This is a genomic window from Arthrobacter sp. JCM 19049, assembly GCF_001310435.1.
On record NZ_BAXF01000038.1, the window covers coordinates 1 to 12,638 of the forward strand.

13 protein-coding genes and 4 pseudogenes are annotated in these 12,638 nt (G+C 62.1%); 9 read left to right on the plus strand and 8 right to left on the minus strand.

Translation table 11 applies throughout. The features are described from left to right. The 4 genes from JCM19049_RS03480 to zapE (JCM19049_RS03495) all read right to left on the minus strand — a co-directional run. On the minus strand, positions 1–289 hold a 289-nt coding region (locus tag JCM19049_RS03480), incomplete at its 3' end, for a putative RNA methyltransferase (protein ID WP_374700222.1). Next, positions 289–930 (minus strand): peptide deformylase, encoded by a 642-nt coding sequence (locus JCM19049_RS03485; RefSeq protein ID WP_054820810.1) that lies wholly within the window; start codon positions 928–930, stop codon positions 289–291. The genes JCM19049_RS03485 and JCM19049_RS03480, both read right to left, overlap by 1 nt. Before the next feature lie 5 nt (positions 931–935). Beyond that, positions 936–1,490, minus strand: a complete 555-nt coding sequence (zapE, locus tag JCM19049_RS03490; protein ID WP_054820811.1) for an AFG1/ZapE family ATPase — start codon at positions 1,488–1,490, stop codon at positions 936–938. A 32-nt stretch (positions 1,491–1,522) separates the two neighbouring features. Then, positions 1,523–1,762, minus strand: a complete 240-nt coding sequence (gene zapE / locus JCM19049_RS03495) for an AFG1/ZapE family ATPase (protein ID WP_054820812.1) — start codon at positions 1,760–1,762, stop codon at positions 1,523–1,525. A 544-nt stretch (positions 1,763–2,306) separates the two neighbouring features. On the opposite strand from zapE (JCM19049_RS03495), the gene JCM19049_RS03500 reads away from it, so the two are divergent. The 4 genes from JCM19049_RS03500 to JCM19049_RS03510 all read left to right on the plus strand — a co-directional run bounded on the left by JCM19049_RS03500 (position 2,307) and on the right by JCM19049_RS03510 (position 4,714). Next, positions 2,307–2,666, plus strand: a complete 360-nt coding sequence (locus tag JCM19049_RS03500; protein ID WP_171021113.1) for a helix-turn-helix transcriptional regulator — start codon at positions 2,307–2,309, stop codon at positions 2,664–2,666. A gap of 714 nt (positions 2,667–3,380) precedes the next feature. Beyond that, positions 3,381–3,779, plus strand: coding sequence for a class II glutamine amidotransferase (locus tag JCM19049_RS18410; protein WP_279402389.1), 399 nt, complete (start codon positions 3,381–3,383; stop codon positions 3,777–3,779). Beyond that, positions 3,767–4,141, plus strand: coding sequence for a class II glutamine amidotransferase (locus tag JCM19049_RS18415; protein WP_279402390.1), 375 nt, complete (start codon positions 3,767–3,769; stop codon positions 4,139–4,141). Before JCM19049_RS18410 ends, JCM19049_RS18415 begins: the two co-directional genes overlap by 13 nt. 192 nt (positions 4,142–4,333) lie before the next feature. Next, the gene (locus tag JCM19049_RS03510) at positions 4,334–4,714 is read left to right on the plus strand and encodes a DUF3054 domain-containing protein (protein ID WP_054820814.1); all 381 of its coding nucleotides are present in this window, start codon (positions 4,334–4,336) and stop codon (positions 4,712–4,714) included. Here JCM19049_RS03510 and JCM19049_RS03515 read toward each other — a convergent pair. After that, positions 4,697–5,239: a hypothetical protein gene (locus JCM19049_RS03515; RefSeq protein ID WP_054820815.1), complete on the minus strand. Its 543-nt coding sequence runs from the start codon at positions 5,237–5,239 to the stop codon at positions 4,697–4,699. The two genes, JCM19049_RS03510 and JCM19049_RS03515, sit on opposite strands and share 18 nt — an antisense overlap. Next, positions 5,236–5,772 carry a hypothetical protein gene (locus JCM19049_RS03520; protein ID WP_279402391.1) on the minus strand — a complete coding sequence of 179 codons (537 nt, stop codon included), beginning with the start codon at positions 5,770–5,772 and terminating at the stop codon, positions 5,236–5,238. The genes JCM19049_RS03515 and JCM19049_RS03520 overlap by 4 nt, the downstream gene beginning before the upstream one ends. Positions 5,773–5,993: 221 nt before the next feature. Here JCM19049_RS03520 and JCM19049_RS03525 point away from each other — a divergent pair, with 221 nt between their 5' ends. Next, the gene (locus tag JCM19049_RS03525) at positions 5,994–6,275 is read left to right on the plus strand and encodes an Lrp/AsnC family transcriptional regulator (RefSeq protein ID WP_054820817.1); all 282 of its coding nucleotides are present in this window, start codon (positions 5,994–5,996) and stop codon (positions 6,273–6,275) included. Positions 6,276–6,371: 96 nt separating this feature from the next. Here JCM19049_RS03525 and trpD read toward each other — a convergent pair. Further along, a pseudogene (gene trpD, locus JCM19049_RS03530) lies at positions 6,372–7,443 on the minus strand (anthranilate phosphoribosyltransferase). Between the two features lie 287 nt (positions 7,444–7,730). On the opposite strand from trpD, the gene JCM19049_RS03535 reads away from it, so the two are divergent. The 4 genes and pseudogenes from JCM19049_RS03535 (at position 7,731) to JCM19049_RS03550 (ending at position 12,026) form a co-directional block, all read left to right on the plus strand. Further along, positions 7,731–8,369 (plus strand): cytochrome c oxidase subunit 3, encoded by a 639-nt coding sequence (locus tag JCM19049_RS03535; RefSeq protein ID WP_138174001.1) that lies wholly within the window; start codon positions 7,731–7,733, stop codon positions 8,367–8,369. A 75-nt stretch (positions 8,370–8,444) separates the two neighbouring features. Further along, positions 8,445–9,235: pseudogene (locus tag JCM19049_RS03540) on the plus strand (c-type cytochrome). 69 nt (positions 9,236–9,304) lie between these two features. Further along, positions 9,305–10,352: pseudogene (locus JCM19049_RS03545) on the plus strand (Rieske 2Fe-2S domain-containing protein). 2 nt (positions 10,353–10,354) lie between these two features. Continuing rightward, positions 10,355–12,026 (plus strand): annotated as a pseudogene (locus JCM19049_RS03550) (cytochrome bc complex cytochrome b subunit). A gap of 278 nt (positions 12,027–12,304) precedes the next feature. On the opposite strand, the gene JCM19049_RS03555 reads toward JCM19049_RS03550, so the two are convergent. Then, positions 12,305–12,638, minus strand: a 334-nt coding sequence (locus JCM19049_RS03555) for a hypothetical protein (protein ID WP_279402392.1), incomplete at its 5' end; no start/stop codon positions are given.

Below are 12,638 nucleotides of genomic sequence, written 5' to 3' on the forward strand. Positions count from 1 at the left end.
CCGGCATCCAGCAGGTGCAGCGGCGCCTGGTCCCCCGGCACCTGGCGGCGGCGATGATGGCCTCGGCCAGCGGCAGGTAGTGTCCGGCCTCGAGGAAGGCCGCCCGGGCGGCGACCATCGGCGCAGTGTCCTCAACGAAGTTCGTGCCCTTGCCGGTCAGGAAGTTGAAGTACCCCTGCTTAGCGGCATCAAAACGGTGCCCGTTGTCGCAGCGCAGGCTCGGGCGCGAGTCTGCGAACCGCTCCAGGGGAAACTGGCACAGCGGGCAACGCAAAGTCGTGGATGGCATCAGAACCCCAGCAGGCTGCGCGCCTGGTCCAGGTCGAACCCCGGGTAGCGGAAGGCCTCGGAGGCACAGACCAGGGAGCGGGTCTCGGCCCGGTCAATGTAGACCGTGCCGCACAGGTGATCGATCTCGTGCTGCACGATGCGCGCCTGCCAGCCGGAGAAGTCGCGTTCCTGCGGGTTGCCGTCACGGTCCAGATAGCTGGCGTGCACGGCGGTGGGGCGACTGACTACGGCCTGGAAACCGCTGAAGGACAGGCACCCCTCGTAGAACGCCGCCTGACGCGCGCCGATCGGGGTATAGCCCGGATTGATGAACTCCAGGTAGTCCAGGGGCTCGCGCTCCCGCTCGCGGGCGGCGTCCGCGTCGATTGGATACCGGTCCTCCAGCACGGCCAGCTGCAGCGGAATGCCCAGCTGCACGGCCGCCAACCCGACACCGGGAGCAGCGTGCATGGCGTGGCGCATGACCAGCAGCAGTTCGTTCAGGATCGGCGCATCCAATTGGCCGTCGTAGGGCAGCGCCGGCTGGCGCAGGGCCGGGTGGCCCAACTGCACGATGGGCGCCACGTTCTGCTGCGCGTGCTGCAGCACCTGCTCGACGATCTGCCCCAACTTCTCCGGGCCGAGTTCGCTATAGTCCATGGTTCCTAGTATTTCCGATGCCCAGCCGCTGCGGAAACCGGCAGCTGGGCCAGGCGGGAGAGCAGCCGGTCGCGTTCGATGCCCTGCAGGGCCTGGCCCAGACGGTGCAGGTTATCCGCGCAGTACAGGTGCACTTCCCGGTTGTGGTCATAAAGCACGTCGATCAGGTTCGCGAATCGGCGCTGTTCATCCACGGGCATGTCCGCCACCGCGGGAATGTCGGTGATGATCCAGTGTTCGAAGCGACGGCTCATCTCCAGGTAGTCACGGGTGTTGCGGCGGGTGCGGCACAGCTGGTCAAAGGACGTGCGCAGCCCGGTGCCCTGCATGTACACCGGTTCGATCTCCTCGTAGCCAACGCGCAGAGTGGTTCGCGGGGTGGTCGGGGCCGGGGGAGTAGCCCCAACGTTCAGGCTTCCGACCCGGTAGCCGCTGGCCGCCGAGACGGTCGTGGGCACCGTGCGGTAGTCCAGCCGGTGATCCAGTTCGTGAACCAGGAAGCTGCTGCGCACAACGGCAATGGTGGGCTCGATCAGATGGTGGAAATACGGGTCATCCAAGAGGAATTCCGGCGCGTAGTTCGAGGTGGTGATCAGCCTGATCCGGTGCTCCTGGCAGTAGCGACCAGCCGCGCCATGAACATCGCATCCCCGGGCTCAACGCAGTGGAACTCATCGAAGCACAGGACCTCCAAACCCGACAGCTCACGCTGCAGACCGCGCATGAAGATTGATCCCTTGGGGCCGGTTTCCGAAGCACCGGCCCGACTGACCGCATCAAAGAACTCGTGGAAATGCATCCGTACGCTGCTGGCAGGATCCAGGGTCTGCATCAGGCGTCCAGGATCATGGTTTTTCCGCGCCCGGGTGGGCCGTAGATGTAGCAGCCGGTCGGTGCCGTCTCGTTAGCCCCCGGTCCAACAGCCGGGATAGCGCCCCCATTAGCTCCATCTGGGATTCATCTGGGGTAATGGCCTGGCGTTCCAGGAGGTGGGTGAGCATTTGCTGGCGTTCGGTGCAACTAATTCGTCCCAGGGCTATCGGGGCTTCAGAGGCATGCATCCCACCAGTTTGCCAGCAGCTTCCGGCCACTCAAATCGGCCCCGTGCTCCCATCCAGTGCTCCGCAGCGCCGAGTCGTCTGATATCCAGTAGCGATAAACCTAAAAACACAGGTCAAAGCGGGGTTGGTAGTGGAATAATGGTTTCACCTCAGGGGAGTGGGCGGCACTATTGCTCGCAGGTGTGCTGCAGGTCATTTGCTGATGACCCCTCGCCATATCGTGGGCTGGTGCCCATAATGGGTAGCACCAGGGCGTGCATGGAACCGGTATCGGTTCCGTGGAACTGCGGTGGATGTTCGGGGAGAGTGAGTGAAATGACCGACTATGCCGTAACACCTGCTCGTGATGTGATCATTTCCAACGAGCTGCTGGAGATGTCGATGACGGTGCTGAAAACGTTGGCTGACCCGGCTCGGCTGCAGATGCTGTGGGCGTTGTCGTCATCCGATCACACCCTGTCGGAACTGTCGCAGTTTGTGGGTGTCAGCCCATCGGTGGCCAGCCAGCTGCTCTCACGGCTGCGAACCAAGGGTGTGCTTCAGACGCGCAAGGAAGGTCGGCACATGGTCTATTCCATGAGCGACGAGCGGCTCAAGCAGTTCATCGCACAGACGCTGAACTTCGCGGACTACCGGCTCGACGTGGCAAATGCGGAACCCGAGGATGAGGACTAAAGGCGGAATCCAGGCAGCATCATTCCAGCGCAGGAACTTGCCGACCCAAGGCCCGGTATTGGTGCTACTACCCCGATAATCCTCAGTTCCATAAAGAGCCGATAATCTACATTATGTAAAGTAGAGGATTTCAGAATGCCCTTGAGGGCTCCCCTTGGTGACCTCTTGTCGCCTGCTACGTGCTCCCATCACGTGGCACCAATCGGCCATCAGACAACCCGGATTAGACACCTTCGATGCGCTTGCTGGCGATCAATCGGATTCATTACACGGCGATATGGCGCACGATGCGTTGGCTTCGGCTTCGCAGGCGGGCACGAGAATGCGCAGGTTCACGAACTGACAAGCGCGCACCGAAGAGGCCAATGACAGTGCGTGGGAACATCGCCACTTTGCGTTCGTTGGTGCCGCGGGTTCCAGGGGCCGCTCCCCTGGCCATCTCGCGATCCCAGCTGTGTCCAGAAGCCATACCCCGGATTCGCGTGCATGCAGAAGATGAAAGGAAACTGATAGGAAATCGGCCATCCTTGAATATCCCCGTCTGATCCCTCCATGGTGGAGAAAGTGTTCAATTCAATGGGGAACTTAAGGTAGGAACATGTGCCGTTTGTTCGGGATGCACGCAGGTAACGATCGAGCGAGGGCAACCTTCTGGCTGCTGCACGCGGCAAATAGCCTGGCGATTCAAAGCATTATGAACCGGATGGCACCGGGGTGGGCACGTTTGACGCATCGGGGCACGCCATCGTGAACAAGCAGCCACTCACGGCCTGGAAGGACCGTGAGTTCGCCCAGGAAGCGAAGAACCTGAAGAGCGAGACGTTCCTGGCCCATGTCCGATATGCCAGCACGGGCGCGCATACGCAGATCAATACGCACCCGTTTGAGGAAGACAATCGGCTTTTTGCGCACAATGGGATTGTCGAGGGCCTGCAGGCCCTCGATGAGCGTCTGGGCGAACTGGGCACGGAGCCGCTGGTGCGCGGCCAAACCGACAGTGAACGGGTCTTTGCATTGATTACTGCTGAGATCCGCAGGGCAAATGGCGATATACGCGCCGGGATCAAGGCAGCCCTGGGATGGATCGCCGAGAATCTGCCGTGTACAGCCTGAACATGATTCTGACCACGGCAGATGAATTGTGGGCAGTGCGCTATCCCGAGACGCACGAACTCTATGTCCTGGACCGAACTTCCAAGAGCGGCGGTGAGGACCACGCCCTGGTGGCCGACAGCCGTCGAATTCGGACGCACAGCCCTGAACTGGCTGACCGTCATGTGGTCATAGTCGCCACCGAGAAGATGACCGACCATGATGACTGGCGGCTGCTTGAATCTGGCGAACTGATTCGGGTCGGTGAAGACCTGCGGGTTTCCAGCGAGGTCATCTTTGAGCAACCTCCGCGGCACCTGCTGAAGCTGGAACACCTGGATCAAAAGGCGGCAGCCTCGCAACATCCACCGAAGACTGCTTAACAGCTCTGGTGCAGGGTGATTGGGTGCCGCTGATGGTGCCTCGCTAGGGAGGATGACAGGGGCTGCGCCAGGAAAAACCGGTCCCACTCCCCTGTTTGCAATGTGCATGAGTGGTTGCAATGTGCATGAGCTAACACGGTGGCGGTGTGTGCGAGGACAGGCAGGGCGTGGCGGGCGACCTAAGATAGAGGCATGACTGCCAAAGTTCGCTCATGGCCATGGTGGGTTCTGCTTGATGTGGTTCTCGTCGTTATTTTTGCCACCTTGGGGCGCCGTTCGCACGAGCACTCCTTGTCCGTGGCGGGTATCGCCGAAACGGCCGCGCCTTTTGTGCTGGCCTACCTGGCCATGACGCTGATTTCCCGTCCTTGGCTCACCATCAACCGCATTTGGCCTACCGGCGTTCTGGTCTGGGTAGGGACCGTGGTTCTTGGCATTGCCCTGCGGCTTGCCTTTGGCTCCACCGCTGCGGTGCCGTTCATCATTGTTGCGGCCGTAGTCCTTGGCGTCTTCCTGATCGGCCGTCGCTTGTTGACCCGCCTGCTGACTCGTAGCTCAGCCGAGCAGCATTAGGCCCAACCCGTAGGCCCCGGCCGCACACAGGCTGCTGCTGAAGGTTCCAAGAATGAACTGCTCGGCCGCGTTGTGGTCTTTCAGTTCCGAGAACCGGCCCAAGCCCTTGATCGCCAAGATGACGGCAATGCCCTCAGGCCAGTTGGCCCAGAGGGTACAGACGAAGGCCGTGCGCTCGAGCAGGCCAATCCACAGTCCGCCGCGCAGGGGCGACTCCCCCGCTGGCGACTTGGTTTTCCGTGCCTGGTGATTGGCCGCCAGATGAAAGACCAGCTCCGTGTAGGGGCTCCCGATTGCCACGGCGAAGACGACCGAGGTGGTGACGACCAGAACGAAGGGCACTGCCGCGGCGTCGGGATCGTGCATCGCGATCACCGCAACGATGGCCGCTGCCAGCGCAATGGCGAAGGAGATCACCGTCAGGCCAACCTTCAGTGGCGTGGGACGCTTTGCTGGCTTGAGCAGATGCGTGCCGGCGGCAACCACGGTGGAGGCCAGCATGAGAAGGAAGGCCGCCCAGGTCATGACTTCTCCCCCGGCTCAATCAGCTTGCCCAGGGCCTTCGCCGATTCGAGCATCATGCGATTGGTTTCAAACCAAAGGCTTGACGCCAGGCGCATGGACACCGCCTGCTGGGTGATCCCCAATTCCTTGGCCACCTCGCTCTGGGTCATCCCCCGGTCCATCAACAGGCCGGCTTCCCAGGAGGTGCTGCGGCGCTTGGCGACGATGCTGGCCGTCAGCTGCAGCTCCGCCTCGAGCCGCTCCGTCTCTGGATGGGCGGAGCTCACCGCGATGTTCCCGGCTGCTCGCTTGGCGCGTTCCACCGCATCCCGGGCGTGTTCAAAGGCCGCGCCGCGCCCGGCCCGTGTCTCCTTCGGCAAGGGCAGTTCCACCTCGCCAAACCCGACTCCCACGCTCCACTCCCCTGAGGCTGCGAGCATGACGGCCAGGTGTACCGCTTCGCCGGCGTGATCCAGCACGCCCTGAACCTCATCGCCAGCGGTACGCTGGAACGGACGCAGCGGTCCGACGGTGGAGTTGGCGTTTTCGATCAAGCGCTCAACCTTGTCCTCGCTTTTGCGGGAACCGCGCTGATCAACGGTCAAAACAATCATGCCACAAGGTTACAACTTTGTAATCCAACGCACAAACCCGAAGCTTTGTGCAACCAGTCTTTTCTTGGGGGCGCCCGAATGAGGTCGATCACGCCCGTGGATTAGACTTAATCTAGGTTCCCGGCCGATTTGGCCTTCCGCATCACTCCAGAGAGGTACTCATGGTCACCGCGTTCGTCATGATCCAGACAGCCACGGACAGCATCCCCGAATGCGCACAGCAGATCTCGGAGATCGAGGGGATCAGCGAGGTGTATTCGGTAGCCGGTGACTGGGACTTGATCGCCATTGCCCGGGTGCGGCGGCATGACGATCTGGCCACCGTCATCCCCAATGAGCTGTCCAAGGTTCCCGGAGTTCGCGCTACCCAGACCCACATTGCCTTCCGCGCCTACTCCAGCCATGACCTGGAAGCGGCCTTCTCGCTGGGACTGGACGACTAGCGCTCTCCCCCACGACAGACGCGCAAGGCGTCTGCATCAGCCCAGGGCTTGTGCAGACGCCTTGCGCGTTTTGGTTTCCGGTGGTTCAGGGAGCAGCTAGCGGCTGCTCTGCTTTGCGTTCTGGTTGGCCTCAGCCCACCGCTGTAGGGCCTGCGCCGCAGCGCCGCTGTCAATTGACTGCTCGGCCCGGCGCATGGCCGCGGAAATCCGCTCATTGAAGCTGCCCTCAGCTTGCTCGTCGTAGGCGACGATTCCCACCGCTGCATTCAACACGACGGTGTCCCGCACCGGGCCAGCGGCGCCGTTGAGGACGTCGTGCACAACCCGGGCGTTGTGTACGGCATCGGCCCCGCGCAGCTGATCCAGCGTGGTGCGCTCAATGCCCACCTCGCTGGCATCGAACATGAACTCCTGGACCTTGCCCTGACGCACTTCCCAGACGCGGTTCGATGCCGTGGTGGTCATTTCATCCAGCCCGTCCTCGCCGCGGAACACCAGGCCGCGAGCTCCCCTGGCCGCCAGCACGCCGGCCATGATCGGCGCCATGCGCAGATCCGAGCAGCCGATCGCGGAGGCCGAGGGCAGCGCCGGGTTGGTCAGCGGTCCCAGGAAGTTGAAGGCGGTGGGGATGCGCAGCTCGCGGCGGGCCACGGCCACGTGGCGCATGGAGGGGTGGAAGAGGTTCGCGAAGCAGAAGCGATGCCGGACTGTTCGTACACCCAGGCAGGCGCTCCACCGGAACATCCAGGTTCACCCCCAGGACCTCGAGCACGTCGGCCGATCCGGAAGATGAGGAGGAAGCCCGGTTGCCGTGCTTGACCATCTTCACCTCGGCACCGGAGCACACCAGGGTGGCCATGGTGGAAATGTTCACCGTGTTCTGCCGGTCTCCCCCGGTGCCCACAATGTCTAGGGTTTGTCCCTCGATGTGAATCTTGCGGGCATTGGCCACCATGGAGTCGACCAGGCCGGTCAATTCGGCGATGGTTTCACCCTTGGAGCGCAGGGCCACCAGGAAGCCGGCGATCTGCACATCGGTGGCGTTGCCGGACATGATTTCATTCATCGCCCAGGCGGCCTCATCGCGCTGCAAATCCCGGCCGCTTATCAGGGCGGAAAGCAAGCTCGGCCAAGTGGGGAACTTTTGGGAAGACTGGGTCGTTGACACGAGTACAAGCTTAATGAGGAAGCGCGCCGGGCTGCCACTTCATTGCGTCGCATGAGTCACACCAAAAGCCAGAATTCCGGGCAAAATAGCGGATAATTACGGAACAATCACGTTGCTTAAGTCCTGCAACACGGCCCCCGGCGCGACACGGCTCTACAAATTGTAGAAACAGTTTCTCGGCTACTTCCGCGAGTTTCCGGGCTTGTGGCCGAGGTGTGGTGCAAAAAACCACTGTCACGTGCCTTTTGCATTGGTATCTTCGGTCCGTTTAGAGACATAATGACAGTGTGACAACTGCGACTCATGCCCCAAATACACCGGTGCCAAGTGCACCGAACCGCCCCAATATGGCGTCGGTGGGAACGATGGTGTGGCTCTCCAGCGAGCTCATGTTCTTCGCCGCCCTCTTCGCCATGTACTTCAGCCTGCGCGCTGCCGCGCCAGAGCTCTGGGCGAATGAAACTGCCAAACTCAACGTGCCTTTCGCGCTGACCAACACCTTGATTCTTGTTGCCAGCTCGTTCACCTGCCAGATGGGTGTCTTCCGCGCCGAGGAGTTCAAGGCCCGCCGTTCCGGTGGCGTCTTCAACTTCAAGGAGTGGGGAATGATTGAATGGTTCATCCTGACCTTCATCATGGGATCCATCTTCGTCTCGGTCCAGGCATATGAATACGCCATGCTCGTTCACGAGGGTGTGGCTATGAGCTCGAACTCCTACGCTTCGGCCTTCTACATCACCACCGGCTTCCACGGCTTGCACGTGCTCGGTGGCCTGATTGCGTTCCTGCTGATCATCAGCCGTGCGATGCTGGCCAAGAAGTTCGGCCACTTCGAGGCGACTGGCGGAATCGTTGTGTCCTACTACTGGCACTTCGTTGACGTCGTGTGGATCGCCCTGTTCGCGATCATCTACTTCCTGAAGTAGGCAACTAACAATCATCAGTTGCCTCCATAGAAGTAGGGCAACACCACACCAAGAAATAAGTGAGGAACCAGCAAAGTGAAGGCTCTTTCGAAAAAGCGCCGCCACCCGCTCGCCGCTGTGGCTCTGCTGTTGTTTGGTCTGCTGGTCACCGGCAGCCTCTACACTGCAGCGGGCAGCATCAACGAAGCAAAGGCGGCCACCGCGACCGCTTCGGCTGCAGACATCCAGGAAGGTCAGAAGCTGTTCGTTGCGAACTGCGCGACCTGCCACGGGATGAACGCCGAAGGCACTGACTCTGGACCGACCCTGATCGGCGTGGGCGCAGCCTCCGTTGACTTCCAGGTGGGCACCGGCCGCATGCCGATGCAGATGCAGGGCCCGCAGGCCCAGATCAAGCCGGTCCAGTTCGATGACGAGCAGATTTCGCAGCTCGCAGCCTACGTGGCCAGCCTGGGTGCCGGCCCGGCGATCCCGGACGAAGAGTACCTGGACACCGAGAAGGGTGACGCTGCCCATGGCGGTACCGTCTTCCGCGTCAACTGCGCCATGTGCCACAACGCTGCGGCAGCCGGTGGTGCTCTGACCCGCGGTAAGTTCGCACCAACCTGGCCGGTGTCTCTGAAAAGCACATTTACGAAGCGATGGTTACCGGACCGCAGAACATGCCGGTCTTCAACGATTCGAACATCACCCCCGAAGAGAAGCGTGACGTCATCACCTTCCTGAAGACCATTGAAGCCAACGGCACTGCCGGTGGCGCCGCCCTGGGTGGCCTTGGTCCGGTGGCTGAGGGTCTGTTCGTTTGGACCGCCGGATTGGGCATCATCATCGGCTTCGCCGTTTGGTTGACCTCGCGTCCTTCCTAAGACGCCCACGGCTTCGGCCGACCCCATCACTACGTACATTAAATTCTTGAGAGAAGGATGAGAGACAACATGGGCAACCATAGTCACGGGAGTCCCGAAGACTCGGGCACCGTTGCTAAGGCTGACGATGTGCTCAGGATCGGTTCCCGGATCCGGGTCTACCACCGCACCGTCCGCGCATCGCAGACCGCGACCCGCGCCAAGCCAAGCGACACGAGCGCCAAGTAGCGCTGCTATTCATTATCTCCATCATCGGAACCGTGCTGTTCTTCGTGGCCTACTTCGTGCTGGGCCACCTGGGCGACATGACCTTCGCCGAACTGCGCGTGCAGAACGCCATGCTCGGCCTGGGCACCACCTTCGCGATGCTGGGCATCGGTGTGGGCATCGTTCACTGGGCCCGTACCCTGATGCCGGACCACGAGCTGGTCGAAGAGCGTCACGAAATCCGTTCCGAGGAGGACCGCCAGGACGCCGCCGAGATCGTTGACACGATCCTGGAAGAGTCCGGCATCAAGCGCCGCCCGCTGATTCGCAACACCCTGATCGGTGCGCTGGCACTGGCCCCGATCCCGGCGATCTTCTACATGCGCGACCTGGAGCGCTCGGGCAAGACCGCCCACCAGATGGTCGACCAGCTGCGCCACACCATGTGGGACACCGGCGTCCGTCTGACCCGCGACCCCTCCGGCACCCCGATCAAGGCCGCCGACGTGCAGATCGGCTCCGCCCTGCACGTAATTCCCGAAGGCCTGAACGACGCCGAGCAGCCGCTGAACGAGAAGGCCAAGGCCGTTGTGCTGGTCATGCGCATGGATCCGGCCGAGATGCAGATCTCGGAAGGCCGCGAGGACTGGCACGTGGATGGCATCGTCGCCTACTCGAAGATCTGCACCCACGTGGGCTGCCCGATCGCGCTGTACGAACAGCACACCCACACCTGCTGTGCCCGTGCCACCAGTCGACCTTCGACCTGACCCAGGAATGCAAGGTCATCTTCGGCCCGGCCGGTCACGCACTTCCGCAGCTGCCGATCATGGTTGACTCCGAAGGCTACCTGGTAGCCCGCAGTGACTTCCACGAGCCGGTTGGCCCGAGCTACTGGGAGCGTGGTTAGTCATGTCAACGAACGCTGAGTTCACTGCCAAGACCCGCACCGGCCGCATCACCAACTTCGTGGATTCCCGCGTGGGTGGTTCGGCCATCGTCAAGGAATTCGGCCGCAAGGTCTTCCCTGACCACTGGTCATTCATGTTCGGTGAAGTCGCCCTGTACACCTTCGTACTGCTGGTGCTTTCCGGAACGTTCCTGACCTTCTTCTTCGATCCGTCGATGACCCACATCGTCTACAACGGCTCCTACGTGCCGCTGAAGGGCACCGGGATGTCGGTGGCCATGCAGTCCACCATGGACATCTCCTTCGATGTGCGCGGCGGCCTGTTCATGCGACAGATCCACCACTGGTCCGCGCTGCTGTTCGTGGCCTCGGTTTCGGTGCACATGCTGCGCGTGTTCTTCACCGGTGCGTTCCGTCGCCCGCGCGAACTGAACTGGGTCGTCGGCTGTGTGCTGTTGATCCTGGGCCTGGCTGCCGGCTTCACCGGCTACTCGCTGCCCGATGACCTGCTCTCCGGTAACGGTCTGCGCATCATCGACGGCGTGATCAAGGCGCTGCCGATCGTTGGTACCTACATCTCGATGTTCTTCTTCGGTGGCGAGTTCCCGGGCGAGGATGTCATCCCGCGCCTGTACTCGCTGCACATCATGGTCGTGCCGGCGCTGATCATCATGATGGTGGTTATCCACCTGTTCATGGTTGTCACCCACAAGCACACCCAGTACCCCGGCCCGGGCCGCACCAACAACAACGTTGTCGGCTTCCCGGTTGGCCCGGTGTACGCTGCCAAGCTGGTGGATTCTTCTTCATCATCTTCGGCATCGTGGCTTCATCGCAGGCTTCTTCCAGATCAACGCGATCTGGAACTACGGTCCGTACGACCCCTCCCCGGTGTCGGCCGGTACCCAGCCTGACTGGTACATCGGTTTCGTTGACGGCGCCCTGCGTCTGATGCCCGGCGTGCTTGGCAACTTCTCGTTCGAATGGGTCATTCCGTTCCCATGGGGCGACAACACCCTGGTGCTCTCGGTGCTGCTGCCGGCCCTGGTTCCGGCAGGCATCCTGTTCGCGGTCATGTTCACCTGGCCGTGGATCGAACGCTGGGTCACCAAGGACAACCGCGAGCACCACGTGCTGGACCGTCCGCGCAACGCGCCGTTCCGCACCGCCGTGGGCATGGCCGGTGTGGTCTGGTACTGCACCATGTGGGCCGCTGCGTCCTCGGACCTGATGGCCACCCACTTCCATGTGTCGCTGAACGACGTGACCTACTGGCTGCGCGTGCTGTTCATCGTGGGACCGTTCGTCGCGTTCTTCGTGACCCGCCGCATCTGCCTCTCGCTGCAGCGCAAGGACCGGGAAACCGTCCTGCACGGCCGCGAGACCGGCACCATCCAGATGTCGCCGGAGGGCGGCTTCGCGGAGAAGCATGAGGAGCTGGATGCGTACACCCTGTACCATCTGACCAACTTCGAGGACCGCAAGTTCATCCCGGCCGAGCCGGATGCTGCAGGACACATCTCCCGCCAGGAGAAGCGTCGTGCGAAGTGGTCGAAGTTCTTCTTCGAAGATCGCGTCGCCCCTGTCACCCCGAAGGAGCTGGAAGCAGCACACGCTGCCCACGGCCACCATGAGGTCGAAGGTGCAATCGACAGCGCATCCATCGAGAAGTAAGCTCGAAACGCATTAGTCACATCTAAAACGGTGGGACCCGCAGCCAGCGGGTCCCACCGTTTTCGTTTAACCACTGGCCACTACCCCGCCATGACCAACCCAAGGCCAGCGCTTGGCGGCGGCTCAGCAAGCCGCCAGCCCGCCGCACGCCGATCCCCTGCGCGAACCGGTTCAGGCCGCTGCGCGGAAACCGGTGCGCTGGCCACCGACACCGCTGCTGGCACTACGGTGTGGGAAAAGCCTCTACTGAACTCTGCCACTGGAATCGTCCCGACCCGTCAGGCGCTCACTGAGATGATCCAACGCCAGCGCGACCTGCCCTGGATCCCGCAAAATCCCAGATGCCCCAGCTGCAGTCGCTGCGCGGGCCAGCCGGCTGACACCGCCCGCTCCCAGTCCCCCAGATAACCATCGCTCAGCAGAAGATATCCAGCCGTCGCTTGCGCGCTCCAGCCTTCGGGCAGGGGAAGACGTTCATCCACGTAGGAGGCCGCCACGCGCGGACAGTGCTCATCCAGCTGCGCGAAGTCCGCATCGCTGTTCACCAGGGCCCGCACGCTCTCCCGCAGCCACCAGCGCGACCAGCGCGGTAGCAGGCCTGCCTCCGCCCTG

Bases quoted from the DNA above. Each gene is read 5' to 3' on its own strand.
- JCM19049_RS03485 (WP_054820810.1), bottom strand. From the start codon at position 930: ATGGACTATAGCGAACTCGGCCCGGAGAAGTTGGGGCAGATCGTCGAG.
- zapE (WP_054820812.1), bottom strand. From the start codon at position 1,762: ATGCAGACCCTGGATCCTGCCAGCAGCGTACGGATGCATTTCCACGAG.
- JCM19049_RS03500 (WP_171021113.1), top strand. From the start codon at position 2,307: ATGACCGACTATGCCGTAACACCTGCTCGTGATGTGATCATTTCCAAC.
- JCM19049_RS03510 (WP_054820814.1), top strand. From the start codon at position 4,334: ATGACTGCCAAAGTTCGCTCATGGCCATGGTGGGTTCTGCTTGATGTG.
- JCM19049_RS03515 (WP_054820815.1), bottom strand. From the start codon at position 5,239: ATGACCTGGGCGGCCTTCCTTCTCATGCTGGCCTCCACCGTGGTTGCC.
- JCM19049_RS03525 (WP_054820817.1), top strand. From the start codon at position 5,994: ATGGTCACCGCGTTCGTCATGATCCAGACAGCCACGGACAGCATCCCC.